This window comes from Vicinamibacterales bacterium, from assembly GCA_036012125.1.
In the GTDB taxonomy this organism is placed as follows: domain Bacteria; phylum Acidobacteriota; class Vicinamibacteria; order Vicinamibacterales; family UBA823; genus UBA11600.
On the sequence record DASCOS010000002.1, the window covers coordinates 180604 to 206307 of the forward strand.

Below are 25704 nucleotides of genomic sequence, written 5' to 3' on the forward strand. Positions count from 1 at the left end.
GTGAGCTTCAGTCTGATCAGTAAATCGCGGCTGTCGATGCCTATCGGATGGTCTCTTCAACGTATCGCGCGGCAGTGAGCAAGTTCACTGTCTGATTCGTATGACCGACGAGTTGAAGACCACACGGAAGGCCGGTGGGCGTGTTACCACTCGGGATCGAGATTGCCGGATGACCAGTGAGGTTGAACACTTGGGTGAGTCGGAGGGTCAGATTCCTGACTGACTCAGTCAGACCGCCCACGGTAACTGACTCGATACCGAATGGTGGAGCGGGGATGGCGAGCGTGGGAAGGACAAGGGCGTCGTGGCCTGACAGCGCTTCAGTCACTTCACGTCGCAACATTTCCCGGCCGCGCTGCGCTCTCAGGTAATCTTCGGCGAGTATGTAGTGTCCCATTTCTAGACGTCGGCGAACGCCTGGGGTGTAATCCTCAGGCCGAGAGTTGAGTGTTTTGGAGTGATAGGTCATACCCTCGGGTAAGACTATATGCAGGTAAACGGCTGCGATTTCTCCTGCGTGGGGCACGTCAACGTCACTAAGGTCCACACCGGCGTTGCCGAGCCGGTCCAAAGCATCGTTGAATTGATCACGAACGTGTGGGTCAAGATGATCCATGAAATGCCGCCGTGGCACACCAAGCCGTAGTTTTTTTCTTGTTGTGCCCTTAAGTGGCACCGTAGTTTGTTCGCCCCCCATTGCCCGGTAGAGGAGCCAGACGTCCACCACGCTTCGTGCCAAAGGGCCCACGTGGTCAAGTGACCGACTGAGCGGTACAACGCCATCGCACGACAATTCACCAAAACTAGGTTTCAAGCCAACAACGCCGCACGCTGCTGAAGGGATCCGTATTGATCCTCCGGTATCTGTTCCGATCGATCCATAAGACATACCGGCCGCGACAGCTGCCGCCGAGCCGCCGCTGGAACCGCCGGGTGACCGCGAAGTGTCATGGGGATTACGGGTTGGCCCGAATGCCGACTCTTCTCCTGTTGTACCAAACGCGAACTCGTGCAGATTGCATTTGCCGAGCACGACTGCACCCGCAGCCTTAAGGTTGGCAACGATGGTTGCATCATGTTGAGCTGGTGTCGTTGGCCGGACTCTCGATGCCGCTGTCGTCGGCAATCCGGCAACAGCGACCATGTCCTTGACTGATATTGGGATACCGTGCAGTGGTCCACGGTACTGGCCGGCAGCGATTTCATCGTCTGCGCGACTAGCGGTAGCTCTGGCACCGTCTCTATCGACAGCGATGAAGGCATTGAGGTCAGCCTCGCGCTTGGTGATTTGCTCGAGGCAAGCATCGGTAAGTTCTAGCGCCGAGATCGCACCTGCTTTGACTTGGGGTGCCAGTTCAGCGATCGTGCGAAGGTAGAGTTCCGAAGTCAATCTGACTCCTTCGTTACGATAATATTCTCTTGATCGTCGCGGTCGGCGGATTCATTCCAATCGGCCAACCGGAGCGTCTGCGTCGCCTGAACGAGTCCACCTAAGAGCGGAACCAGTTGGGACAGGCCCCTCAACTTGACGTCCGCAATGATCGCCTGTGTCCACGCTTCAATGCGCATTAGTCCTCCCTTGCACTCTGGGTCGGGTTCGCCGAAATATATCCGAAGCTAGAGCGTTGCGTTGTCCCTCCCTCCACGTGGGTATAGTCACTATGGTCAGGCAGACGACGTTGTAGAGCTGGAAAAAAGTCTTGTTTCCAACGTGACATGTCGCACGCAAAATTTTCCCCTGGCGGTTCATCCAGTTTTGTGTGGGCGACGATGAACCGGTCCTGTTCATCGAAGTGCTGAGGATTGTCATGTCGCCAATGCACACCAGACGGATCGACGACCATCGGGTACCGTTTAGAAGTTGGGGTTCGCAGAAATGCACGGAAGAGGTGCTGCCGTACTGGCTGGACCGGGATCGTGACTCCTGCGAGTTCCGCCTATCATTAGATGGTAAGCGATACTAGACCCGACAACGCCACCACCGATGATGATGACGTCCGCGCCCATCATCGAAGTCAAGTCAGGCTACTAGGACCGTCGACGGGCGTGTTTCACTGCCCGGGACGTTGTTGTTAGCTCTTCAATACGAGCCATGGGTTTCTTGTCAACCGCGCTGGTTACCGGTGGGACCACGTGCTTCGGCGCAGTTTCTATGTAAGCCTTCAGCGACTGGAGAGATGTAACCCAACCCGATTCAATAACACTGTAGTAACGCTCCCAACGCTCACCCATACCACGGCCACTCTGACGGACCTGCACACGTGTACCGGGGCCTTCAACTCGGCAGGTAACTTGAAGCGCCATCGGTCCAAGAGGTGGGCCCTCTGGGGGCAGCCAGAAAGCATTAGCAACGAAGAATTCCCTATTGGCTCGATACTCCATCACGGTGCCGTGAAAGGCGCCGCCCAGCGGACCCAGTATTGGGTCCCGAAACGCCGCAGGTTTCCATTCCACCGCATAAACGCCGAGCGGTTGTGGAACAGCCACGGATCGAGTTGTGAGCCACCAGGCTGATAGGTCGATCGGATCGAAGAAAGCCGCTAGAACGCGGTCAGGCGCAGCTGTAATCAGCTCTTTGTGCTCTGTCACGAAGTCGTTGAGATCCTGGACCGGCCGTTGACGTGTCATTCTCTGTTTCCTACGAGTGCCCGGACGTTACATTATGTCAGTTGCTGCTTCGCGCGTCGTCAACCATCTGCTGCACTTCATCCATCAGGGTTGGAACGTGGTAGGGCACGCCGTCCTTGATCGTCCATTCGATTCCACCGCCGTGAACGCTTCGGCCATCGACATTCACACTCGTGCCATAAGGATTGAGAAGACGAAGATTTTCCAGCGGATTCCCGTTCACGACGAGTAGGTCAGCAAGGTAACCAACCCTAACACGTCCGAGTTTATCCGAGAGTCCAAGCATCCGCGCACCGTTGGCAGTTGCATGTTTCAGAACCTCCAGCGGGTGGAAGCCCGCTTCCTCGTGTAGTTCCAACTCACGGATCAGTCCGAAGCCATACAGCGAATAAATGTAGCCAGCGTCGTCTCCTGTAGTGATGAGGCCGCCACGCCGCCCGAAGTGATTGAGCGTGTCCATCCAAATCCGGTAGTTACGGCGCCAAGCAGCTTCGTTGGACGAAGTCCAACCCGCGAAGTAGGACCCGTGGTGATCGGGAGCTGGCCTCCAAAACTCTTCCATGGATGGATGTAAATAGTCGCGATACCAGGGTAGATTTTGAGCTCGCACAACGTCACGGCTTGCCTCGTAGATCGACAGTGTTGGACTCCAGCCGACATTGTGCTCGATCATCGATTCGACAACCTTACGTAATCCTTCTGGGTCAGCCTGCGAAAAAAGTTCACCAGCGTAGGCGAACCTGTGCGTTTCATCGCTATAGTTCATGTCAGCTGGGAAATCTTGGATACCATCGATTGCGACCTCTCCAATTCCATAGAAGTGTTCGATTGAATCAACTCCCAGTTCTATGTAATCAGCAGCTGTTGTTTCTTCTACCCCGATATGTGCAGCGGTTCGAAGTCCCTGAATATGCGCCTCACCGAGGAGCGCCTCCAGCTGGTCTCTATCAAGTCCGCCAATTTTTAAACCATCGGCACCGTCTAATTTGGCCTGACGGACGCCTATGCGTATCTCCTCAGGTGTTCGATTGGTGCCCAGTTCGGGGCGAGCGTAAACAAAAATTCTAGGTGAAACGATTGCGTTCGCAGCGCTCTCGGCTTGCCAAATTTTCGATTTTCTGAAGTTCCCGCCTACTTCGCGGACAGTTGTGACACCTGCTGCTAGGTACAAATTGCGTTCATACTGAATCGACTGAGGGATCGAGGGTACGCGCCATTCGTGCCAGTGCATGTGGGTGTTAATGATTCCGGGCATAACGTATTTCCCGGTCGCGTCAATTACAGCGTCGGGTATACGTGCGCTACCAGTTGTCCAGGTCCCGACGCGTGTTATGAGTCCGTCTTCAACGACGATGTCTACCGGGCCGAACGGAGGGCGACCGTTGCCGTAAATCACCATGGCGTTGGTGATCATCAGTCGCTCGACAGCTTTGCCGTGGGCGGGTTCTTGTGCCGCATTCTGTGTGGTGGTCTTGACAACACTACTTCCGATTAGAATCGCGGCAATGAGTTGTGCCACCACTGTAAAGCGGCGAGCAAGATACTTGGAGGGCGAGTTCTGAATACTCGGCATTGCGCTAGAGTCGGTCGACGTACTCCCGCGGGGGAGTCGTCCTAAGCGAAAGGATCGGATCGTACTGTCTCACATGGCCTGAGTCAAAGGCTCATAAGGGCCTTGCAGGTGGCTGCACACTGTGACTCTGGAAAAGCAGAAAGGATGCCGCTCAACGGCCAGCACTGTTACCGAAAATCACTCAATACAGCAGATATCTTTCCCTGATCTCCAAAAAATCGTCCAAACCTTCCGCATGGGCATCTGCCACGGACCTGCTTGTATCGAGATATGTTCGAAGTCGGTCAGAACCCCAGAGTAGGTCGATTGGCATGCGTTCATACTCATATTCGTAAGGTGGCTCTTTCCACGCAAACTGATCAGGGGCCATTTTCCGGCAGGCATCAAGAATGGCCAACGTAGTTTTGACGGAACAATACCGCTGACGGTCGACAACGTGGATCTGGCAGCCTGCACAGGCAGTACCAGCATGTTTCTGAAATGTCGGCTCAAATCTCGTAGGGCGGAACCGTACACCAGGGAGTCCCAAGTCGTTTAGGTGAATTGCTAATTGCTCGCCATGTAACCAGGGGGCACCAAACAATTCGAATGGACGGGTGGTGCCACGTCCCTCTGACAGATTGGTTCCCTCAAGTAATACCATGCCCGGATACACGATGAGGCTCTCAAGTGTAGGGAGGTTCGGCGACGGCATTACCCATGGCAGCCCCGTATCGTCAAAATACATCGCACGATTCCAATCAGTCATTGGCACAATCTCGAGCTCGGCGCCAACACCAAATTCCGAATTGAAGAGCTCAGCCAGTTCTCCCATCGTCAGGCCGTGTCGGAGCGGAATCGGGAACTGACCCACAAATGAGGTCCATCCAGACTCAAGCATCGGACCCTCGACAGTGACACCATCGATAGGGTTCGGTCGATCTGTGACGATTGCTGGGATGCCGTGTTCACGGCACGCACGAAGACAGTTAGCCATTGTCGATGCATAGGTGTACACGCGCGTGCCGATGTCTGGAAGGTCAATGACCATCAGGTCAATCCCGTTGAGCATTTCGGTGGTTGGAGTCCGGGTCTCGCTATAAAGGGAATAGACTGGAACCAAGTGGTGCTCGTCGTGCTCGTGAGGCGTCTCGACCATATTGTCTTGACGGTCCGATGTGAAACCGTGTTGTGGACCAAAAAGAGCGGTTAGCCTTGCACCTGAGTTAACCACTACCTTGGCCGCGTGCTGGAAATGACGATCGAGGGAGGCCGGGTTGCTGACTAGTCCTACGCGCTGATTGGACAATCGGCCGGAAGCCCCGAGTGAATCCAAGCCGAGCGTGACAGGCACGCTTGCATTATACGACTTGGTGCAACCTACCCAAATGATGAGATGCAGCCCGACTCTATTGAGGTAAAGCCACTCTTAGTTTTTGAACATCAGCCCCTGTGGGGGGGGGGATTACTTACTTCTGATCGCGTGTTGAGAAGAGTACGCAAATTCTTAGTAAGAACTCGATTACGATTATTGAATCAATCAGTAACGTGGCAGGATTCTGGCACTAAGAGTCGTTAGGGCGAGAGCTTGGATAGTTCGTGGGATTTAATTGTGGAGTTTGAAGACAGTAACTAGACTGTGGAGGGTGGCTTCGTCTTAGCGAAGCTCCGAGCCTTGATCCAACCCCTTGTGCTCTAGGCCCTGAACCGGCTATGGACATGACTAGGACCTCAGAAAGTTGCCCGTTCGTTCTATTAGTCGCAACCTCCTTTTTCTGTGCCTGTGCCGGAAGTAATCAGCAGGACCCTCCCCTTGGTGGAGTCGTTGGTGGAGGGGACGCTGCCCTCGTTCTAGCGTTAGCTGCTTTAGGTGAAAACGAGGATGGTTCGCCAAAGCCTCTGCCAGCCCGCCTAGGAATTCTGACGCGTCAGGGAAATAAGTGGACCCATCGTGTCCTCGAGGATCCCGATAGCAACGTGTTTCATAAAGCTATGGTCTACCGAGACGGTTACGGGGCTGAGGGTATCCTAACTCTCGGCGGAATGAACGCTGCCGTGAAGCTCTGGAAGACTGATGGGACTAGTAACACGTTGTGGGAAGCTGATTTTGGCGGGGCATTCAGCCGGATGCGAGACGCCGAGGTGGGTGACATTTACGGCGATGGTTCAGCTGCCATCGCCGTGGCAACGCATGATCAGGGAGTTGTAGCGGTGGTAAGGCCTGACGGCTCAGGTGGCTTTTCCATAGATGAACTCGATCGTGAACCGAATAAGGTGGTGCACGAGATTGAACTCGGCGATTTGGACGGTGACGGATTGCTTGAGATTTATGCAACCGCCACGGCTCCGAACGCGGTGGATGGCACGTCCCAGCCAGGCAAAGTTGTACGATACACGCCGGCAGCAGGGGAAGGACGCGTGGAAGTGGTAGACCTCGGTTTACGTCACGCTAAGGAGATTTTAGTGGAAGATGTTGACGGTGATGGGCGCGATGAACTCTATGTGTCGGTTGAGGCGGTCTCAGGGGGGCAAATCGAAATTCGCCGCTATGATGCCGGCACCCAATCGGCAGAGCCGAACGTAGTAGCCACTTTGAACGATCGCCTTTGCCGCTTTCTTACAGCTGGTGACGTTGATGGTGATGGCACTCTGGAGCTAGTTGCTGCGACTTACAAGGCCGGCCTCTGGCTGTTACTTCCAGGCGAAGACGGTTGGACGACGGAGTTGATTGACGCCGAATCCTCAGGCTTTGAGCACGCAGCTATCCTTCTGGACTTAGACCGGAATGGCCGGGATGAACTTTACGTGGCAAGTGACGACCAGGGTCAGGTGCGGAGTTACGCTTGGGCTGACCACGGGTGGCACCGAAGCGTCATTCTGGAATATTCGGACAAACTTAGCCGATTTACTTGGAATATCATGCCGGTGCCTTCTGCCTTACTACCGGCGAGCAAACCAGCATTTGTTTTGGAACAGTGAAGGGATTCAGCGAGATGAGACGGCGAGAGGATAAAGGTTCTACACCGGTGATTGGGATCTTTGTAGTGGTTGTAGCTGCAATGTACATGATCAGTTGTGGGGGACAGGAGGTTTCTGAGTCGAGTACGGATGGGGAATCGGACGCTTCTACAGTTGTGGAGGCAAGTGGACCCCGCGGTGTTCGGGTGAACACGCCTCAGGTGTCGCCTGGATATGTGTACTTCGCGCCGCTCCTGTCGGACACGACCTATCTCATCGATACCGACGGTCAAGTTGTGCACACGTGGAAGAGCAATTACGCGCCGTCCGGCGGGGTTTACCTGTTGGACAATGGTCATCTGATCCGTGGCGCACGCGAACCGGAGGTGCCGACGTTCAGTGGAGGTGGACTGGGTGGTCGCATCCAGGAATTCACCTGGGATGGTGAGGTGGTGTCGAACTTTACCTTTGCCAACGAGGATCATCTTTTGCACCACGACGTAGCGGTGCTCCCCAACGGCAACATATTGGCCATTGCTTGGGAGCGCAAGGGCGTCGAGGAAGTACGGCGAGCGGGCCGACGGGCGGAGCTAACTCCCGAAGCGGGGCTGTGGCCAGACATGGTTGTTGAGTTCGAGCGCCAATCACCCCACGAGGCTCGGATCGTATGGGAGTGGCATATGTGGGACCATACAATCCAGAACTACGATGACACTCTAGACAACTACGGCGACCCATCCGAACACCCCGAGCTAATTGATGTTAACGGCGAGCTAGAGCCCCCGACGATATCCGAGGAAGAGCTTGCACGACTCAAGACGCTCGGCTACGTCCCGTCGGACACCACGCCAAAAGACCTGCAGTCAGACTTCATGCACACCAATGCCATCGCGTATAACGCCGATCTCGATCAAATCGTTCTAAGTATTTTGAAATATAACGAGGTCTGGATCATTGACCACAGCACCACGGTCGACGAAGCTGCCGGTCACACTGGCGGGCGTTGGGAACGAGGAGGTGATCTTCTCTACCGCTGGGGAAATCCCCGCGTATACGGGCGGGGCGATGGCACCCAGCAGCGATTGTTTGGCCAGCATGACCCCCGGTGGATTCCCCAGGGCATGCCCGGTGCGGGGCACCTGTTGGTATTCAACAACAACCTTAATGGGTCCGAAGGCCCTTATTCTGCTGTCTTCGAGTTCGCGCTACCAACGGACGATGAGGGCCTGTTCGTTGTGCCAGATACCGAGGCCTTCGGCCCAGAGACTCTGTCGTGGAGTTACACGGCGCCCGATAAGAGTTCAATGTTTAGCTCGTTCATTTCGGGGGCTCACCGTCTAGCTAATGGTCGCACGATGATCACGTCAGGTGCGCAAGGACGATTCTTGGAAGTTACTTCAGAGGGAGTGATCGTCTGGGATTACTGGACGCCCTACTCGGGCGACGTGAAGATGCCTGATGGATCGCGGCCCCAGCCGACGGCTAGCTGGACCTACCCCGTATTCCGAGCCACAAAGATCCTTCCCGATCATCCGGCGCTCGCCGGCCGCGACTTGACACCCCTCGATCCGCAACCGCCCATCGTGTTACCCAGCAGTTCGGCGGAGGATAGTCCTTGAACGCATTACGGCGACGGAGGGTCAAGATTGGTGCGGAAGAGGGGATTCGAACCCCTACGATGTTGCCACCGCCAGCCCCTCAAGCTGGTGCGTCTGCCAGTTCCGCCACTTCCGCGCCTCAATGGTTGGGTACAATCTCAGACCGAAGGCCGTGCTCAGATCTAACTACCGCTGAGGCGGATCGACCGACGTTTCTTCGGCAGCTTCGGTGTCTGCTGGTGTCTCCGCCACCGCCGGTTCTACTGCGGTAGCAGCAGCCGGTAAAAGCGGCACCCCTTGAGGATCATCGAAGCCGCTTAGGAGTGAACCAGGCCCTTGCTGACCAATAATCGCCAAGACGAGCGCTCCGACGATGAACAGCGTTCCAAGGACAGTCGTTGCTTTTGAGAGAACAGTCGCACTTCCTCTCGCGCCAAATGCAGTCTGGCTACCACCCCCGCCGAAGGCGCTCGCGATGTCGCCTCCCTTGCCCTGCTGCAAAAGCACTACTAGGAGTAGAAGTAAACAGACAAGCACGTAGACGGTTAACAGTGCGTAATAAAACATAGCCACCTATTATACTGTCGTAATTCGGCCACCTTCCACAATCTCGAAAAAGCTCTCCGGGTCGAGGCTAGCACCGCCGACTAGCGCGCCGTCAATCTCCGACTGCGCAACAAGATCTCTAACATTTCCGGGCTTGACGCTGCCACCGTATACGATTCGACACGACTCGGCCGCACCTTTTCCAAATTTTTTCCTTAGCGTTGTACGAATGTGGCTATGTGCCTGACCGGCTTGCTCGGCGGTGGCATGGTGCCCTGTACCGATCGCCCAGACGGGCTCATAGGCGACAACGAGCGGGGCGATGTTCCTACCGGCTAGACCATCAAGACCCCGACAGATTTGGCGGGTTAGCACAGTAAGCGTTTCGTCGTTATCACGCTCCTCGAGTGTTTCTCCGACACAGAGGATCGGTGCTAATCCGAAGTCGAGCGCAGAGCTCATCTTCCGGTTGACTGCCTCATCAGAATCCCCAAAGATCTGCCGCCGTTCAGAGTGGCCGATGATGACGCGAGTGGCGCCAGTTTGTAGGAGTAGCTTTGGACTGATCGCACCGGTGAACGCACCATCTGCTTCCCAAAAGACATCCTGTCCAGCGACGGCAATTGAAGAACCTTGGACGGCCGCTACGACAGCTGTCAAAGCCGTGAACGGTGGTGCGATCACGATATCGACGCCAGTCACATCTTTAGTCAGGCGACGGAACACCTTGAGAAAGGCCATCGCTTCGTCAACCGTCTTGTGCATCTTCCAGTTTGCAGCTATGAGGGGAGTGCGCATCGTTACCTCGGCGAAAGGAAACCTATACAGACTTGTCGGCTAGGCGATCCGGTATGGCTGCAACGCCGGGCAGTGTTCGCCCGCCGAGAAATTCTAACGAAGCACCGCCACCTGTCGAGATGTGAGAAATGTGATCTTTAATCCCCAACTCAGCTATTGCTGCAATAGAGTCACCGCCACCAACGATAGTGGTGCCACTGACGGCCGCGACGGCAGTGGCAACACCTTTTGTACCATTAGCAAAAACATCGGTTTCAAAGATGCCCATTGGCCCATTCCAGACCACAGTACTTGCTCCAGCGAGGATGCTCGAATAATGTTCCACAGTTTTCGGTCCAATATCGACTCCCAGTCGGTTGCCGATTGCTGGATTGTCCACCTCAAGTACTTCGTATGCCCCCGAACCATCAGTCTTAAATGTCACGACATGATCCAGTGGGAGTTCGAATGAAATATCTCGAGTTTTGACTCTACTCATGATATTTCGTGCTGTTTCTAAAAGTTCATTCTCGACTAATGACTGGCCAACAGGAAGTCCCAGTTCCTTCAAGAAAGTGTAGGCCATGGCGCCGCCAATAAGTAATGTGTCGGCACGTTCGACCAGATTGTGAATTACGTCAATCTTACTAGATACCTTCGCGCCACCGATCAGAGCCACGAACGGCCGACCTGGATCGTCAAGCACTCGCCCTAAGTAATTGAGCTCAGCTGCCATTAGGAGTCCAATGCCTACTTCGTTGAAATATTGTGTAATCCCTTCAGTTGACGCGTGGGCTCGATGTGCGGCACCGAAGGCGTCATTCACGTAAATGTCAGCGAGGTCAGCGAGTGCCCCAGCAAACTCTGGAGCGTTGGTTTCTTCTCCCTTGTGAAACCTAAGGTTTTCGAGGAGCACGACGTTACCAGGTTTTGTATCAGCGATGACTCTCTGCGCGGATGCCCCGATTGTTTCTTCAGCGAACTTAATGGGATTATTGAGGAGCTCAGACAGACGGGCGGCGACGGGACGCAGCGTAAGAGCATCGCACCGATGACCTCCCGGCCGTCCGAGATGTGATGCGAGAATGACAGTGGCGTTTCTCGAAAGCGCGTAGCGAATAGTCGGAAGCGATCCTCTGATCCGGGTATCGTCGGTAATTTTTCCGTCGATGATCGGAACGTTGAAATCGACCCGGATGAAGACCCGCCTACCAGCGATGTCGAGGTCTTCAATAGTTCTCTTACGGAGACGAGTAGCCTCAGCCATTCACGCGGGGCCAGAAATCTAGATGCCCTTTTCGGAAATGAATTGCACGAGATCGACGCACCGATTGGAATAGCCCCACTCATTGTCATACCAAGCCAGCACCTTGATGAAGTTACCGTCCATCACCTTTGTGTAGGCTGCATCAACGATTGACGAGTGTGGGTTGCCCTTGAAGTCGACCGACACGAGTTCGTCTTCAGAAACCTGAAGTACACCCTTCAGTGGACCATCGGCCGCTTCCTGAAACGCCTTGATCACTTCGTCACTTGTCGTCTTATTGTTCACGTTGGCGACGAGGTCGACGATTGAGACGTTCGGCGTAGGTACCCTGACGGATATCCCGTCGAGACGGCCCTTTAACTCTGGTAACACCTCACCGACGGCGAGCGCTGCACCTGTTGTTGTCGGTATCATCGAAACTCCGGCAGCACGTGCGCGCCGGTAGTCCTTGTGAGGGAGATCCAGTAACTGTTGGTCATTAGTATAGGAATGAACGGTCGTCATCCATCCGTGCTGCAGTCCAAAATGTTCATGGAGCACCTTGGCGACCGGGGCCAAACAGTTGGTTGTACAGGAGGCGTTTGAGATTAGCTTATGTTTGGTTGGGTCGTAGAGATCGGCGTTGACTCCGAGGACTACGGTGACATCGGGACCTTTGGCCGGTGCGGTTACAATGACTCGCTTGGCCCCACCCGTGAAGTGCTTGCTTGCGGCCTCACGATTAGCGAAGAGCCCAGTCGATTCCAGAACTATATCCACTCCTAGGTCGCTCCATGGCAAATCGGCCGGGTCGCGGTGTGAGACAACCTTAAACGACCGACCGTCTACGCGGATCTCACCTCTGCCAGCTTCGACGGTGGCCGTCAGATTCCCCATGACCGAGTCGTACTTAAGTAGGTAAGCCAGCATTTCTGCACTGGTTAGGTCGTTAACCGCGACAACCTCAATACCTGGCCTAGCCATTGCCGCCCGCATGATGTTCCGGCCAATGCGGCCAAATCCGTTAATACCAATTCGAATGCTCATGTAATCCAGTCTCGAAGGTGTCTCAATTCTTACCGATCGTCAGTCTTCTCTGGCGTAAAAATAGCATTCTAGTTAACGATCTTGCGAATGGTCAAACTGATAGCTATACTCGACCGACGTCGAAGAGATGGCGTTGCTGCACCGAACAGGCCAGCGTGTGGCTATTAACGGGTGCAGGGCATCTCCGATGTACCTCATTTATAGTCTGCTAACGTTCGCATTCTTCGTGACAGTGTCACCGTATTTTGGCTATCAGGCACTGCGCTACCGTAAGTACGTTAACAGTTTTTCGCAGCGGCTTGGATACCTTCCGGTGTCTCTTAATGTCGACGCCGAATCATCCATCTGGATTCACGCCGTCTCGGTTGGTGAGGTGTTGACCGCACGGTCACTATTGCCAGAGCTCAGAAAAAGATACCCGTCGCTTCGGTTGTTCATGTCGACGACGACGATGACCGGTCAACGATTGGCACGCGAGAATCTGCAAGGACTCGATGGCGTCTTTTACTTTCCATTCGATCTGAATTTCATCGTGAACAGGACATTGCGGCTGGTGAAGCCCAAACTGTTTATCATGATGGAAACAGAAATTTGGCCAAACCTGTTACGAGCGTGTCATCGTTGCGATGTTAAGACGATTCTAGTAAATGGCCGGATCTCCTCCCGGTCGTATCCCCGCTACCGCGCTATCAGACCGTTGTTCTGTAAGGTCTTGGCCCACGTCGATCGTTTTTGCATGCAAGGAAACGAATCATCGAGACGCCTGATTGAGCTTGGCGCGGATCCCGTGCGCGTGACCGTAACTGGAACCTTGAAGTTCGACTCACTGGAAACCCCGGCAGCGCGACCAAGTCTTCAGACGAAGGACCGTGTGTTGCGATATTTTATAATTAGCGATCTTCGTCACGTGGTCGTTGCAGCGAGTACACTGCGCGGTGAGGAGGAGCCTGTTTTGCGGGCTTTCGCCAAGATTAAGCTCGACACATCAGACGCCCTTCTCATCATTGCCCCCCGACATCCTGAGCGTTTTGACGAAGTTGTTCGAATGGTGGACTCAGCAGGATTCTCGGCTGCCCGCCGAACAGACCTTCCCATCGATAGTGAGCCACGCGTCGATGTCGTGGTCCTTGACACGATTGGCGAGCTTGCGCGCCTCTACCAAATTGCGACAGTCGTTTTTGTGGGAGGGAGTCTAGTCGATGTTGGGGGGCACAACATTTTGGAGCCTGCCATTTTTGGTAAGCCGATTGTTTTCGGACCTTGGATGCAGAATTTCAAGGAGGTGGCCGAAACATTCTTGGCAGCCAACGGTGCCTGCCAAGTGCAGTCTGGTGGTGAACTTGAAGAGACACTACAGGCATTGCTTAACGATCCAGTGCGTCGAGCTGGGCTCGGTGCTACTGCTCGAGCGCTTGTCGAGTCGAATCGCGGTGCCAAGGAACGGAGCCTTGAGGTAATCCAAGAGCTTTTACCTCCCGAAGACTCAGAAACCTCTGTAAGGGTGGCGAGCCCCTCCCGTTTTACTCGGTAATAAGTTGTCTGAGGTTGTGTGCAGCTAATTGATTCACTGTATGCGGTAGTTGCTCGACAGAGACGCCGGTGGTACGAAGCAACCCCGACGCGTCGCCGACGTTTGAAGCAGCCTGTGGTGAGCATCGGCAGTCTCTCCGTTGGAGGGAGTGGTAAGACGCCGATCGCGGCCTTTGTAGCGACGTTGCTTCGGGATGCCGGTGAACGACCAGCTATTCTCAGTCGGGGCTACGGTCGGCAAAAAGCAGTAGATGGAGTTACGGTGGTTCGTGATGTCGATGGAATCCTAACGGACATAGGGCAAGCGGGCGACGAGCCAATGATGCTGGCGCATGCACTGGATAGGGTGGTAGTCGCCGTTTCCTCCGAACGTTACTTAGCAGGTCACTTTGCAGAGGCTCGACTTGGAGCTACGGTCCACGTTCTCGATGATGGATTTCAGCACGTGCAACTTGAACGGGATGTTGACATTTTAGTGATGCAGGCGGGGGAGTTAGACGGTCAGTCAACGCTGCCGTCAGGTCGACTTCGCGAACCGCTGGGAGTGGCAGTTCGAGCGCACGCATTGTTAATAAGTGGCGCTACGAGGAGTGAAGCAGAGGTGGCCGGTGCCCGTCTTGGTGTGTCTACTGTGTTTGAGTTTACTCGCCGATTGGCTGGGCCGGTTGATATCGACCCGAGCAGGCCAAGAGTTACACTCACTTCAGAGACGCGGGTGTTGTGCGTGGCTGGCATCGCCCAGCCAGAACGATTCTTCGAAGACGTGCGGTCAACGGGCGTGACGGTTGTTTGTGAGTTACGGTATTCTGACCACCATCCGTTTTCTGTAGACGACATTCGAGATATTGAGAGGAAGGTAAACACCGCACGCGTGGACCTAGTTCTCACAACAGAGAAAGACCTTGTGCGGTTACAACAGTACCAACCGCTACCATTCACTGTGGCTGCACTGCCACTATTTGTCGAAATGGTGTCAGAGAGCACGTTTCGATCTTGGCTACTGGCGCGAGTGGAATCAGCTCGTCGTGAGCGGCTGCGTGGGTAATGGACGGCCACAGCGCGATTCGTTATCGCTGTGAGTACGTGGCACTCGTCGTCATTGCGATGGTTGTCGGGGTACTACCGTGGTCTTTCACCCGGTGGGCTGGCCGGGCTCTTGGACAGGCGTTTTATTTGTTGGACCATTCGCATCGCCGATTAGCGATTGAAAACTTACAAACAGCCTTTCCAAGCCTAAACTCTGCTGAATGTCGAGCTTTAGCTCGTTCCACTTTCCACCATTTCGGTCGATTAGCCGCTGATCTCCTAAAATTCCGAACGCTGTCGCCCAATGCGATGCTCGACTTGATTGAGGTGTCAGGTGCAGAGCGCGTCGAGGAAGCACAAGCTTATGGCAAGGGCATCCTGTTTTTAACTGGACACTTCGGATTTTGGGAAATCCAAGCGCTGGCTCACGCCCTTAAGTTTGAGTCGATGTCGGTCATGGCGAGAGCGCTCGACAATCCTCACGCGCACAAGTTTCTGGAGCGCATCCGCGTTTCCACGGGCAATGTGGTGATCTATCGTCGCGGCGCATTGCGAAGAGTGTTCAAAACTCTTCGCCAGAATGGTGCGGTGGGTATTCTTATCGACCAGCACGTCCAAAGTCGAGACGCGGTTTACGTTGAATTTTTCAAACGTACTGTTGCGACAACCTCCGCCCTGGCAGTTTTTGCGGCGCGTACCGGTGCGCCAGTGATTCCCTTATTTGCCTTACCCCTGAATGATGGACGGTATCGTCTGGTGTACGAGCCGATGGTCCCACCACCCGAGAACGAGACTCCAGAGGCCCTGCTTGCATTCACCCAGCGGTGTACGGATGTGCTTGAGACGTACGTGAGGCGACACCCCAGTTTGTGGTTGTGGATGCATCGGCGGTGGCGGGACGAAGAGTCCGAGTTTAAAGAGACTGACGGTGTGTTTCCAGCGGCCAAGTAAGAGAGAAGAATAAGAAGCGCCTCAATTAAGTAGTTCATCTGATGAATCGTGACTGATCCGAAGCGCGTGTTAATCGTGCTGCCGAACTGGCTCGGGGACATTGTGATGGCGCTGCCATCGGTAGCCGCTGCCCGGAACCATTTTGCTCCTCAACATCTTGCTGTGGCGTTACCTAGAGCGATGACGCCGGTTGTCCGAATGTTCTCAGGTCTCGACGCGGTCGTGTCCCTTGAGGGTGGGCAGGACGGGTTCGCTTCGGACGTGGCAACTTTGGCTGGCAGAAAATACGACGTTGCAGTTTTATTTCCCAATTCATTTCGCTCGGCATGGATGACGTACCGGGCTGGCATTGTGGAGCGTTGGGGTTACGCAGCTGACTTTAGGAGGTTATTACTAACCCGAGCCGTCAAGCGACCACGGGAGGGAGGTCATCATTCAAACTATTATCGTATGTTATTGAGGAAACTTAAGATTTCGATAGAGGACGATAATGCCAAGCTCGTTGTAACAGACTCGCAGCGGGTTCGTGCCGCGAGGCTTCTCGAGCGGCACAGAGTCGCCTCTAGTAGACCGATTGTGGTAATGGCGCCGGGTTCGGCGCACGGGCACGCCAAGCAGTGGCTACCTGAGCGGTATGCCGAGGTCGCAAGACGATCAGTGATGGAACTGGGCTGTTCGGTTGTGTTTGTTGGTGGTATTGACGACCGGCCAGTTGGTCGTGCGATAGAATCCTTCATAACTGAGGCTGGACACGGTTTGTCCGATGAGAGGCGGATCGTCAATCTGATTGGTCATACTGACCTTACGGAGCTAATCGGAATACTCGCAAACTGTGAGGCGTGCGTGTCAAATGATACCGGCGCGATGCATCTTGCGGCAGTACTCACCAAGCCCGTGGTTGCGGTGTTCGGGCCTTCGGATGAGCGAGTAACGGCACCGATAGGACCACGCGAACTGTTATTGCACCCTGTCCGGTGTCGTCCCTGTCTACTACGAGATTGTCCGATCGATCATCGCTGCATGACTGGCATCTCGACCAACGATGTTTTCAGTGCTCTCGTTCGATGCTTAAACTCAAATGAAACAAAAGAGGCGTCCTTGTGACTCCAGCCGTCTTTCTCGATCGTGATGGCACGTTAATCGAGGAAGTTGGATATCTGGACCGGCTTGATCGCATTGTTTTCTATCCATGGAGCATTGATGCGGTAAGACTTCTCAATCGTGCTGGCTTCAAGGTCATCATTGTGACGAACCAGTCGGGTGTGGCGCGCGGCATGTTCGAGGAATGTTTCGTCGAGGAAGCTCACGAGTTTATCGACGGACGCGTACGCGAGGGCAATGCACTTATCGATCGCTTCTATTACTGTCCTCATCATCCGGACGCGTCCATTGAGGCCTATCGTCAGAAGTGTGAATGTAGAAAACCATCTCCCGGCATGGTTCGCCAAGCGCAGCGAGACTTTCATCTCGACCTTGAACGGTCATTTGTGATTGGCGACCGGTGGCACGATGTTGAATTGGCCCAGTCCTTTGGTGGTCTAGGTGTACTCGTTCGAACGGGCTACGGCGAGGCTGAGGTTGCCAAGCCGAGGCCCAAAGTTAACGCAGCGTTGATCGCTCCCGAGCTGATGACCGCGGTTGGATGGATTCTCCGGCGGATCGCCTAAGGGACTGATATGTACCCACGACTTCCCGTAAAGGCTTTACCAGGCGATCACGATCAGGCCAATCGCTTCCTTGAGCTTATTGATGGTCTTGCGAATAAGCACGTGGCAATCATCGGTGACGTAATCGCTGATGAATTCATCTATGGTCGGATTGAGCGAGTTTCAAGAGAGGCACCGGTGCTGATCTTAAACTACGATTCAGCCGAGATCGTAGCTGGAGGTGCCGGTAATGCCGCGAACAATGTAGCCGCGCTCGGAGGGCAGTCTTGGCTGTGCGGATTGTTGGGGCAGGATACCGTTGGCGAATCCCTGCTTACTGGCTTTCAGGACGGCGTTGAGACCTCGAGTCTTGTGCGCCCGCATCGTTATAGGACGCCGACGAAGACACGTATTTTTGCTGGCGGCGTGCACTCGGCGAAGCAGCAGGTCGTCCGGATTGACAGGACGCCACCTGTATTTGACTCGTCTACGTCCAAGGTTTTCCTACGAGCCGTGCAGCGTGCAGTCAGAGGCTGTGATGCGGTGATCCTCTCTGACTATGGCTCGGGCCTAGTTACACCAGCGTTAGCGCAGACCATCAAGCTGCAAGTTGCCAAGACGAAGCGTCGTCGCCCGGTCCCGATTGTGATCGATTCGCGATACCACCTCCTAGACTATAAGGGCTTCACGGCGTGTACGCCGAACGAGGGTGAAGTCGAGCAGTTGTTGGGCTTTACGATTGGGGAAGATACGAAGGCTCTTGAGAAGGCTGGGCGAACCGTACTGAAGCGACTGCAAATGGTGGCTACGTTAATTACACGCGGTAGTCGGGGGATGGCGCTGTTTGAGCGCAAGCAGCGCACCGCGCACGTGCCGATCTTCGGTTCGGATGAAATCGTTGATGTTACGGGTGCCGGTGACACCGTAATTGCTACTTTAACGCTTGCGTTGGCGGCCGGTGCCTCAATGTTTGAAGCGACGCGGTTAGCTACCTATGCCAGTGGTTTAGTTGTTATGAAACGCGGAACTGCAACAGTCACCGTTGAGGAGCTTCGGGAAGCTGTAATACGGGACCACGAACTCCCCGAGTTGTGACGCAACGTGGAGTGTGATGTGGGACGGGTTGTCGGTCGTGATGAACTCGTGAGGCTAGTCGCTACATTTCGGCGCAATAAAGAGTCAGTGGCGCTCGCCAACGGCTGTTTCGATCTCCTTCACGTGGGCCACATACGATACTTGCAAGGAGCTAAACTCGAAGCCGACCGACTGGTGGTTGCTATCAACGACGATTCGTCCGTTACTGCAATCAAGGGAGCCGGTCGACCGATTCTTCCAGTATCGGCTCGTGCGGAGTTGGTGTCGGCTCTTCTTGTCGTCGATGCCGTGGTGATCTTTTCCGGTTTAACGGTCAATGACGTACTCCGGACAATTCAACCTGACGTACACTGCAAGGGAACTGATTACACCGTTGAGACAGTGCCGGAGCGCGAGACTGTCCTCGCTTACGGTGGCCGTACGGCCATTGTCGGAGATCCGAAAGGTCATTCGACCCGGGACCTGTTGGCTCGCATCAAACAAAGAGTGGACAAGATCGACTAATGACAAATGTCGACCGGATCTTGATCGTCCGACTTGGTTCACTCGGGGATATTGTGCACACGTTGCCACTAGCTGCCGCGCTACGGCGTGGGTTTCCTTCAGCGCGTATCGATTGGGTCGTCGATGAGCGTCACCATGAGTTCCTCGACCTTGTGTCAGTTATAAACCGATGCATCGTTTGGCGAACCCGTTCTGTATCCGCTTGGCGAAGTATCGGCGGGGTGATTACTGAACTGCGTCGCGAACACTATGACGTCGTGCTGGATTCTCAGGGACTGTTGAAATCAGCTGCGCTCGCAAGGATGGCTGGTGGTCGCCGAGTGATTGGATTTCCGAGAACTCACCTCCGTGAGCCAGCGGCTCGGTTTTTCTATGATGAGCAGTGCTCTCCAAGCACTAGGCGTCATGTTGTCGAGTTGAACCTCTCACTGGCGTCGTTACTCGGCGTGGAACGTGGGCCTTGGGAGTTTCCAGTTGAGGTTCGTGACACGGTCGCTTGTACCGATGTTCAGCGTCAGCTTGATGTTGGAACTGGTCAATATGCCGTCTTGAATCCTGGGGCTGCTTGGCCCAATAAGCGGTGGCCTCCTGAACGGTTTGGCTCGATTGCGCGGCGACTTCGTATGAAGCATGGGCTCCCAGTTGTAGTGATCTGGGGGCCGGGTGAGGAGTCTCTCGCTGAATCTGTTGCAGCAGCTTCTGATGGGGCAGCAATTGTGACCGGATCGACTTCACTTGCTGATTTGGTTGCAGTGTTAAAAAGTGCGACCCTCCTAGTGTCTGGAGACACGGGCCCGCTTCACATAGCCGCGGCCCTTGGAACGCCGATCGTTGGGATTTACGGTCCGACTAACCCTGACCGTAATGGCCCGTGGGCATCTGCGGATCACACGGTGTCACGATTCTCCGAATGTCGATGCCATCACCGTCGTTCCTGTCGAGTGACACGATGGTGTGTTGGCAACATTTCCGTCGACGCGGTCGCCGAGGCCGTGGATTATCGACTGTCGGCTATTTCGTAGCATGCCTGAGTGGGATTCCGTGAAGACCACGGCCTTGATACGTGTTGCGCGGCTACGCGTGCCGGTCGGTTTCATTGTTGGCATCATGACGATTGCGATGGCACGTCCAACTTATGTGACGTTGGTGATCGGTGCGCCGATCGTTGTAGTTGGTGAAGCACTTCGGATTTGGGCGGCTGGACATCTTGAGAAAAAACGTGAGGTCACGAACTCTGGGCCATATCGCTGGTTGCGTCACCCACTTTACGTTGGTTCGTCAATTCTTGGAATTGGATTTGCTATTGCAACGGGAACAGTGCTCGTCGCAGCCGTCGTGGTCGGCTATCTTGGGATGACGTTGACGGCAGCGATTAAAACAGAGGAGGCTTTCCTACGTGAACAGTTCGGGATTTTGTACGATCAGTACAAATCCGGCCTACTACCAGACGCTCATCGATCGTTTAGTGTGGCTCGGGCGATTCGAAATCGGGAGTACCGGGCAGTTCTTGGCCTTTTGATTGTTGCTGCTATTCTCTGGTCGCGCGCCTCAACGTGATGATTGTTACTTGGCCGCATTTATCTGCGCTTCCCTATGATGATGTGATTGTGATGAAGTCAACAACTATGCTGGGGCGGTTAGCTCAGTGGTAGAGCACCGGCTTTACACGCCGGGTGTCACAGGTTCAAGTCCTGTACCGCCCACCAAAACCTGACGATCGACGCGGGTCGAATTAATGGCGTAAATGTGACGTTCTCTGGAGCCAGCCCACACAAGGCGTTCAGATTTGAGCTTCGTTGTTTGAGGTATCGAGAGAGATACGATGGTTAAATGGGTTGGTGTAAGGCAGAACGGCGAAAATGCATTATAGTACTCGGCTGGATCGATTGTGTTACATCTAACGGGGTCGTAGTTCAGTTGGTTAGAACGCCGGCCTGTCACGCCGGAGGTCGCGAGTTCGAGTCTCGTCGGCCCCGCCATTTACTTCCAAACGGTATCGGATCGAGTGACAGCGGTCCCTGCTTTTCACTGTTCTCGGGTGAGGTGTCTTTCGGTGCGACACACGGTCCTTCCCCTTCGGTTGCCGTGATACGATCGTGGCGAGATTTTCATGCCACTGCGGGCGGTTACCGGTCACCGGCCTCTAATTAGACTCTTGGCCCGCGCCGTTTCACGCGGCACGCTTCCGCCAACCCTACTGTTTGCTGGTCCCGAAGGCGTCGGGAAGCGAACCGTGGCCGTTGCCCTAGCTCAAGCTATCAACTGTGAGACGCCAGAACAGGCATCGGCGTCATCAAGGGGCGGCGACCGCTCTGAGTTTGATGCCTGTGGTGTCTGCCAGAATTGCAAGCGAATTGAGCGTCGACTTCATGGTGAGGTGTGGTTGGTTGAGCCCAACGACAAGAGTAAGATCGACATCGAACAAGTGCGAGAGGTTGTGCGCCAGGCAAGCTACACACCATTCGAAGGCCGAACGCGTGTTGTAATTCTTGACCAAGCGGATCGGCTGACTTGGCAAGCACAGGCTGCATTACTAAAAATTTTGGAAGAGCCGCCGGCTAGGTCGATGGTCATCCTTGTGTCGTCCCGTCCTGATGCGCTTTTTCCCACTGTGCTCTCGCGGTGTCCGCGGTTGCGCTTTGGACGGTTAACGGCAGCTGAGGTTGCCGAGCTTCTTGTTCGGGATCACGGATATAGCGAAGGGGACGCGAGCGTGGTAGCGGCAACAGCGGACGGCAGTCTTGGTCTGGCGCTTCGGTTGAATTCTGATGATTTAGCCAGCGCTCGTGAGTGCGCCTCAAAAAGTTTACAGAGCTCAGCAACGACAGCTGATTCGAAGCGCCGTTTAGCCGCGCTAAAGGAGCTTTTCAAGGAGTTCGTCGAGAGGAAGAGTCCTTCAGCTACTAGGGATGCGTTAGCCCTCATGCTACAGGTGATGATGTCGCTACTTCGAGACATTGGACTAGTCACCAATCGTGCAGATCGCAAAGCCCTCGCCAATTCCGATCTTGAATCGGAGTTAACCCAATTGGCGACCGACTATGATGACGGCAGCGATCGAGTGTTGAACGCATTTTCTTCGGTCGACCAAGCTCTTTACGCTTTGACCGTTCGAAACGCTAACCCAAAAATCGTTGCGGACTGGCTGATGTTACAGCTCTGACACGCCTGGGTAAGTTCGACTTTTGCGAGGCAGATTCGGCAGACAATTCATGTCCAAAAGGCTCAAGATTGCGATAACCGTGGGCGATCCGTCTGGGATTGGTCCAGAGGTGTCCCTCAAGGCGGCAGAAGATCCAAGGGTCAAAGCAGCCGGGGAAATTGTCCTCTACGGTCCCAAAACGGATGCGGAACTCGGGGAATTTTCTGCCGGAAAGGTAACAGCCAAGGCCGGCAGCTCTGCATACGAGACTATTGTGCAGGCGGTCACCGATGTTCAGGCTGGTCGGGTGGACGCACTCGTGACGGCACCAATTAATAAGCAAGCGTTTGCTAAGGCGGGCTTACCGTGGCGCGGGCATACCGATTTACTAGCCCATCTCACTGGGACGTCAAGAGTTGCCATGATGTTCCACTCTGAGGCGTTGCGTGTAGTGTTGGCAACTGTACATGTACCGCTCGCGGAGGTTCCGGCCCTCCTCACTACAGATCGTCTTGAGGCGACCATTCGTCTTACCGCGACCGAGTTGCCCCATTTCGGATTTTCGAATCCACGGCTAGCAGTAGCGGGACTCAATCCACATGCGGGAGAGCAAGGCCTGCTAGGACACGAGGACGAACAGGTTCTACGGCCGGCGGTGGAAGCTTGCCGGCAGGACGGTATCAATGTGGTTGGGCCGCTTCCGGCAGATACCTTGTTTGTGAACGCAATGCAAGGTGAATACGACGTTGTGGTGGCCTGCTACCACGATCAAGGGCTGATTCCGGCCAAGCTGGTGGCCTTTGGTCGAACGGTTAATGTGACGCTTGGGTTACCAATCGTCCGGACGTCGGTCGATCATGGTACGGCATTCGACATTTCCCGTCAGGGAGTTGCCGATCCGTCGAGCATGGTGGAGGCGGTCCTACTGGCGGCGCGGCTAGTCAAGGCGACGCGCAAACGGTCTTCCGCATGACCGGCCGCTCACGAGGGGAACGACCGATCACGGAGCACCGCAAGGCATTTCATGACTATCACATTATTGATACTTTCGAGGCGGGCATCGTGCTCACGGGCACTGAAGTTAAAGCGATTCGCGAGGGTCGTGTGAATCTACGCGACAGTTATGGTCGGGTAGAGGCCGGAGAGGTATTTGTTTATAACATTCACATTAGTTCTTACAGTCACCGTGGCTATGCTGATCACGAGCCCACGCGCCGGCGAAAAGTGCTATTACATAAAACGGAGATTCGGAAACTTGTCGGGAAGACAGTCGAGCGTGGCATGACCCTCGTGCCGGTTCGAATGCACTTTAAGAACGGCCGTGTCAAACTTGCAATCGCGTTGGCCAAAGGAAAAAAAACCCACGACAAGCGTGAACGCATCCGGCAGCGTGAAACCGAACGGGAGACGAGAGCTGCAATCAAGGAGCGGCAAGGTAGATGAGACAGCCAACCGAGATGACGGTGCCACTGGTTGATCTCAAGGCTCAGTACGACTCTATTCGCGCTGATGTGTTCGCCGCGATCACCAGGGTCTGCGACAGTCAGCAATTTATCCTTGGGCCAGAGGTTGAGCTGCTCGAGCAGGAGTTGGCGGAGTACCTTTCGGCTAAGCATGCCGTTGGAGTGTCCTCCGGAACCGACGCACTACTTGCGATCATGATGGGGCTTGGGATCGGTCCAGGTGATGAGGTGATTACCACCACCTACTCGTTCTTTTCGGCTGCGGGCTCCATCGTGCGACTCGGCGCCACCCCAGTGTTTGTTGACATCGACCCGGACACCTTCAACATAGACCCGGATGCGGCTGGGGAAGCCATGACGTCTCGAACGAAAGCTATAGTTCCAGTGCATCTATTCGGCTTGAGTGCGGATCTTGATCCACTACTAACTGTCACTTCAAGAAGTGGCGTTTCAATTATTGAAGATTCCTGTCAAGCCATCGGGGCTCGGTACAAGGGGCAGTGTGTTGGGGCGCTCGGGATGGCTGGCGGGCTCTCATTTTTTCCGAGTAAAAGCCTTGGTGCATACGGGGATGCGGGGTTGATTGCTACCAATGACGACGCTTTGGCGGAACATCTTCACTCGCTTCGGGTACACGGTGCCCAGCCCAGGTACGTGCACAAGCGCGTTGGTGGAAATTTTCGATTGGATGCGATTCAAGCAGCCGTTTTACGAGTAAAGCTTCCGCATCTAAACCAATGGTGTAGGGCGAGACGTGAGGTGGCGGATAGATACCATCAGTTGTTTACCGATGCAGGGTTGGAGGCCTTTGGTGTTGAGCTTCCCGTCCAGCCCCAGGACCGGTGGCACACCTATCATCAATACGTTGTCCAAACGCCGAGGAGAGACCAGCTTCACACACATCTGGAGTCACGCGGTGTCGGGACCGCGATTTACTATCCGGTACCGCTGCATCGGCAGGAGTGCTTCGCGAGTCTTGGCTATTCAGAAGGTGCGTTTCCCAAGGCCGAAAATGCCGCTCGCACTGCGTTGGCGCTTCCAATGTATCCCGAGTTAACCGAAGACCAGCAGGCGTACGTGGTTGAGATGATCGCAGAGTACCTGCGGATGTCATAAACGTCCCACGATGGGAAAACGAAAAGTCCTCGTGACCGGGTCGGGTGGTCAGCTCGGTGGGGCTATCTGTGCTGAATTTAGTGACGAAGAACTTATTCCTTTGACTCATGCAGAACTAGAGCTGGTTGACCACGGTAATCTTCTTAAGGTTGTAACAGCACATAATCCGTCAATCATCATCAATTGTGCCGGGTATAACCGTGTTGACGAGGCCGAAAACAACGTAGAGGTGGCATTAGCGGTGAATGCGTTCGGCGTCCGTTCCCTCGCACGTGCAGCTACCGACGTCGGTGCCATCTTCGTCCACTACAGCACCGATTTTGTTTTTGACGGCGTTGCCACGGTGCCATACACCGAGCAAGATGAAGCAAGTCCGAGAAATGTGTACGGCACCTCGAAGTTGATTGGGGAATGGTTCGCGAGCGACATTATGGGTGCTTATATTCTTCGTGTCGAGAGTCTGTTCGGTGGCACGCCCGCCCGGAGTAGCATCGATCAGATTACTGACGCGATTGTAAATGGCCGTGAGCCGAATGTGTTCATGGACCGCGTGGTGTCGCCAAGCTTTGTTCACGATGTCGCTCGAGCGACCCGGTCACTTATCGACGCGAAGGCGCCAGCTGGGCTTTACCACTGTGTTAATACGGGTCACACGACATGGTTGCACCTTGCCGAGGAAATCACACGGCAACTTCAATCGACAACATCCCTTAGGCCAATCTCTGTTGCCAGTTTGTCGCTGCCAGCCGTTCGGCCAGTGTTTTGTGCCCTTTCCACCGCGAAGCTTGCAGCGGCGGGTTTCAAAATGCCGTCTTGGCAGGACGCTCTGACTCGTCATCTAGCGTCTCGGCGGCAGGCGTTACGATGAGCCCTAGGAAG

The 25704-nt window shown here is 54.7% G+C and carries 25 protein-coding genes and 3 tRNA genes; 18 read left to right on the forward strand and 10 right to left on the reverse strand.

The genetic code is table 11. From position 1 onward, the window contains the following. Positions 1 to 40: 40 nt before the first annotated feature. The 5 genes from QGH09_00970 to QGH09_00990 form a co-directional block, all read right to left on the reverse strand. Entirely contained in the window at positions 41 to 1390 is a 1350-nt protein-coding gene (locus QGH09_00970; GenBank protein HJO16759.1) for an amidase, read from the reverse strand. Further along, the gene (locus QGH09_00975; protein HJO16760.1) at positions 1387 to 1569 is read right to left on the reverse strand and encodes a hypothetical protein; all 183 of its coding nucleotides are present in this window, start codon (positions 1567 to 1569) and stop codon (positions 1387 to 1389) included. The genes QGH09_00970 and QGH09_00975 overlap by 4 nt, the downstream gene beginning before the upstream one ends. Before the next feature lie 459 nt (positions 1570 to 2028). Further along, a complete protein-coding gene (locus QGH09_00980) occupies positions 2029 to 2628 on the reverse strand; it encodes an SRPBCC domain-containing protein (protein ID HJO16761.1) in 600 nt (199 codons plus the stop codon). 37 nt (positions 2629 to 2665) lie between these two features. Beyond that, positions 2666 to 4201, reverse strand: a complete 1536-nt coding sequence (locus tag QGH09_00985) for an amidohydrolase family protein (GenBank protein ID HJO16762.1) — start codon at positions 4199 to 4201, stop codon at positions 2666 to 2668. A gap of 181 nt (positions 4202 to 4382) precedes the next feature. Beyond that, the gene (locus QGH09_00990; GenBank protein HJO16763.1) at positions 4383 to 5534 is read right to left on the reverse strand and encodes a DUF1343 domain-containing protein; all 1152 of its coding nucleotides are present in this window, start codon (positions 5532 to 5534) and stop codon (positions 4383 to 4385) included. A 365-nt stretch (positions 5535 to 5899) separates the two neighbouring features. Between QGH09_00990 and QGH09_00995 the strand changes: the two genes are divergently transcribed. Then, positions 5900 to 7159, forward strand: coding sequence for a VCBS repeat-containing protein (locus tag QGH09_00995; GenBank protein HJO16764.1), 1260 nt, complete (start codon positions 5900 to 5902; stop codon positions 7157 to 7159). A 14-nt stretch (positions 7160 to 7173) separates the two neighbouring features. Then, positions 7174 to 8757 carry an aryl-sulfate sulfotransferase gene (locus QGH09_01000; GenBank protein ID HJO16765.1) on the forward strand — a complete coding sequence of 528 codons (1584 nt, stop codon included), beginning with the start codon at positions 7174 to 7176 and terminating at the stop codon, positions 8755 to 8757. Between the two features lie 28 nt (positions 8758 to 8785). Here QGH09_01000 and QGH09_01005 read toward each other — a convergent pair. The 5 genes from QGH09_01005 to gap all read right to left on the reverse strand — a co-directional run bounded on the left by QGH09_01005 (position 8786) and on the right by gap (position 12352). Next, positions 8786 to 8872: transfer RNA gene (locus QGH09_01005), tRNA-Leu, on the reverse strand. A gap of 50 nt (positions 8873 to 8922) precedes the next feature. Then, positions 8923 to 9303 (reverse strand): preprotein translocase subunit SecG, encoded by a 381-nt coding sequence (secG, locus tag QGH09_01010; protein ID HJO16766.1) that lies wholly within the window; start codon positions 9301 to 9303, stop codon positions 8923 to 8925. Positions 9304 to 9312: 9 nt separating this feature from the next. Beyond that, a complete protein-coding gene (gene tpiA / locus QGH09_01015; GenBank protein HJO16767.1) occupies positions 9313 to 10080 on the reverse strand; it encodes a triose-phosphate isomerase in 768 nt (255 codons plus the stop codon). A 22-nt stretch (positions 10081 to 10102) separates the two neighbouring features. Continuing rightward, a complete protein-coding gene (locus QGH09_01020; protein ID HJO16768.1) occupies positions 10103 to 11326 on the reverse strand; it encodes a phosphoglycerate kinase in 1224 nt (407 codons plus the stop codon). 18 nt (positions 11327 to 11344) lie between these two features. Beyond that, positions 11345 to 12352 carry a type I glyceraldehyde-3-phosphate dehydrogenase gene (gene gap / locus QGH09_01025; GenBank protein ID HJO16769.1) on the reverse strand — a complete coding sequence of 336 codons (1008 nt, stop codon included), beginning with the start codon at positions 12350 to 12352 and terminating at the stop codon, positions 11345 to 11347. Positions 12353 to 12485: 133 nt separating this feature from the next. Here gap and QGH09_01030 point away from each other — a divergent pair, with 133 nt between their 5' ends. From QGH09_01030 to rfbD, 16 genes are all read left to right on the forward strand, one after another. Continuing rightward, positions 12486 to 13883 carry a 3-deoxy-D-manno-octulosonic acid transferase gene (locus QGH09_01030; protein HJO16770.1) on the forward strand — a complete coding sequence of 466 codons (1398 nt, stop codon included), beginning with the start codon at positions 12486 to 12488 and terminating at the stop codon, positions 13881 to 13883. 18 nt (positions 13884 to 13901) lie between these two features. Next, positions 13902 to 14927, forward strand: coding sequence for a tetraacyldisaccharide 4'-kinase (lpxK, locus tag QGH09_01035; protein HJO16771.1), 1026 nt, complete (start codon positions 13902 to 13904; stop codon positions 14925 to 14927). After that, positions 14927 to 15859: a lysophospholipid acyltransferase family protein gene (locus QGH09_01040; protein ID HJO16772.1), complete on the forward strand. Its 933-nt coding sequence runs from the start codon at positions 14927 to 14929 to the stop codon at positions 15857 to 15859. Before lpxK ends, QGH09_01040 begins: the two co-directional genes overlap by 1 nt. Before the next feature lie 48 nt (positions 15860 to 15907). Beyond that, on the forward strand, positions 15908 to 16963 hold the full coding sequence (waaF, locus tag QGH09_01045) for a lipopolysaccharide heptosyltransferase II (GenBank protein ID HJO16773.1): 1056 nt from the start codon (positions 15908 to 15910) through the stop codon (positions 16961 to 16963). Then, positions 16960 to 17526: an HAD family hydrolase gene (locus tag QGH09_01050; protein HJO16774.1), complete on the forward strand. Its 567-nt coding sequence runs from the start codon at positions 16960 to 16962 to the stop codon at positions 17524 to 17526. Before waaF ends, QGH09_01050 begins: the two co-directional genes overlap by 4 nt. Positions 17527 to 17535: 9 nt before the next feature. Next, positions 17536 to 18600, forward strand: a complete 1065-nt coding sequence (locus tag QGH09_01055; GenBank protein ID HJO16775.1) for a PfkB family carbohydrate kinase — start codon at positions 17536 to 17538, stop codon at positions 18598 to 18600. A gap of 18 nt (positions 18601 to 18618) precedes the next feature. Then, on the forward strand, positions 18619 to 19104 hold the full coding sequence (locus QGH09_01060; protein HJO16776.1) for an adenylyltransferase/cytidyltransferase family protein: 486 nt from the start codon (positions 18619 to 18621) through the stop codon (positions 19102 to 19104). Further along, positions 19104 to 20126 (forward strand): lipopolysaccharide heptosyltransferase I, encoded by a 1023-nt coding sequence (waaC, locus tag QGH09_01065; GenBank protein ID HJO16777.1) that lies wholly within the window; start codon positions 19104 to 19106, stop codon positions 20124 to 20126. The genes QGH09_01060 and waaC overlap by 1 nt, the downstream gene beginning before the upstream one ends. Positions 20127 to 20145: 19 nt before the next feature. Further along, entirely contained in the window at positions 20146 to 20661 is a 516-nt protein-coding gene (locus QGH09_01070; protein ID HJO16778.1) for an isoprenylcysteine carboxylmethyltransferase family protein, read from the forward strand. A 74-nt stretch (positions 20662 to 20735) separates the two neighbouring features. Beyond that, positions 20736 to 20810 (forward strand) — tRNA-Val (locus QGH09_01075). Positions 20811 to 21006: 196 nt separating this feature from the next. Then, positions 21007 to 21083, forward strand: a tRNA-Asp gene (locus tag QGH09_01080). Between the two features lie 131 nt (positions 21084 to 21214). Next, complete coding sequence (locus QGH09_01085; GenBank protein ID HJO16779.1) at positions 21215 to 22267, forward strand: DNA polymerase III subunit delta'; 1053 nt, start codon at positions 21215 to 21217, stop codon at positions 22265 to 22267. 49 nt (positions 22268 to 22316) lie between these two features. Next, entirely contained in the window at positions 22317 to 23219 is a 903-nt protein-coding gene (pdxA, locus tag QGH09_01090) for a 4-hydroxythreonine-4-phosphate dehydrogenase PdxA (protein HJO16780.1), read from the forward strand. Further along, on the forward strand, positions 23216 to 23689 hold the full coding sequence (gene smpB, locus QGH09_01095; GenBank protein ID HJO16781.1) for an SsrA-binding protein SmpB: 474 nt from the start codon (positions 23216 to 23218) through the stop codon (positions 23687 to 23689). The genes pdxA and smpB overlap by 4 nt, the downstream gene beginning before the upstream one ends. Continuing rightward, the gene (locus tag QGH09_01100; protein HJO16782.1) at positions 23686 to 24825 is read left to right on the forward strand and encodes a DegT/DnrJ/EryC1/StrS family aminotransferase; all 1140 of its coding nucleotides are present in this window, start codon (positions 23686 to 23688) and stop codon (positions 24823 to 24825) included. The genes smpB and QGH09_01100 overlap by 4 nt, the downstream gene beginning before the upstream one ends. A gap of 10 nt (positions 24826 to 24835) precedes the next feature. After that, positions 24836 to 25693 (forward strand): dTDP-4-dehydrorhamnose reductase, encoded by an 858-nt coding sequence (gene rfbD, locus QGH09_01105; GenBank protein HJO16783.1) that lies wholly within the window; start codon positions 24836 to 24838, stop codon positions 25691 to 25693. Positions 25694 to 25704 lie beyond the last annotated feature (11 nt).

What these genes read in the sequence shown, in the direction of transcription:
- QGH09_00975 (HJO16760.1), bottom strand. Translation starts at nt 1,569, where the DNA reads ATGCGCATTGAAGCGTGGACACAGGCGATCATTGCGGACGTCAAGTTG.
- QGH09_00980 (HJO16761.1), bottom strand. Translation starts at nt 2,628, where the DNA reads ATGACACGTCAACGGCCGGTCCAGGATCTCAACGACTTCGTGACAGAG.
- QGH09_00985 (HJO16762.1), bottom strand. Translation starts at nt 4,201, where the DNA reads ATGCCGAGTATTCAGAACTCGCCCTCCAAGTATCTTGCTCGCCGCTTT.
- QGH09_00995 (HJO16764.1), top strand. Translation starts at nt 5,900, where the DNA reads ATGACTAGGACCTCAGAAAGTTGCCCGTTCGTTCTATTAGTCGCAACC.
- QGH09_01000 (HJO16765.1), top strand. Translation starts at nt 7,174, where the DNA reads ATGAGACGGCGAGAGGATAAAGGTTCTACACCGGTGATTGGGATCTTT.
- secG (HJO16766.1), bottom strand. Translation starts at nt 9,303, where the DNA reads ATGTTTTATTACGCACTGTTAACCGTCTACGTGCTTGTCTGTTTACTT.
- tpiA (HJO16767.1), bottom strand. Translation starts at nt 10,080, where the DNA reads ATGCGCACTCCCCTCATAGCTGCAAACTGGAAGATGCACAAGACGGTT.
- QGH09_01020 (HJO16768.1), bottom strand. Translation starts at nt 11,326, where the DNA reads ATGGCTGAGGCTACTCGTCTCCGTAAGAGAACTATTGAAGACCTCGAC.
- gap (HJO16769.1), bottom strand. Translation starts at nt 12,352, where the DNA reads ATGAGCATTCGAATTGGTATTAACGGATTTGGCCGCATTGGCCGGAAC.
- QGH09_01040 (HJO16772.1), top strand. Translation starts at nt 14,927, where the DNA reads ATGGACGGCCACAGCGCGATTCGTTATCGCTGTGAGTACGTGGCACTC.
- QGH09_01055 (HJO16775.1), top strand. Translation starts at nt 17,536, where the DNA reads ATGTACCCACGACTTCCCGTAAAGGCTTTACCAGGCGATCACGATCAG.
- waaC (HJO16777.1), top strand. Translation starts at nt 19,104, where the DNA reads ATGACAAATGTCGACCGGATCTTGATCGTCCGACTTGGTTCACTCGGG.
- QGH09_01085 (HJO16779.1), top strand. Translation starts at nt 21,215, where the DNA reads ATGCCACTGCGGGCGGTTACCGGTCACCGGCCTCTAATTAGACTCTTG.
- pdxA (HJO16780.1), top strand. Translation starts at nt 22,317, where the DNA reads ATGTCCAAAAGGCTCAAGATTGCGATAACCGTGGGCGATCCGTCTGGG.
- smpB (HJO16781.1), top strand. Translation starts at nt 23,216, where the DNA reads ATGACCGGCCGCTCACGAGGGGAACGACCGATCACGGAGCACCGCAAG.
- QGH09_01100 (HJO16782.1), top strand. Translation starts at nt 23,686, where the DNA reads ATGAGACAGCCAACCGAGATGACGGTGCCACTGGTTGATCTCAAGGCT.
- rfbD (HJO16783.1), top strand. Translation starts at nt 24,836, where the DNA reads ATGGGAAAACGAAAAGTCCTCGTGACCGGGTCGGGTGGTCAGCTCGGT.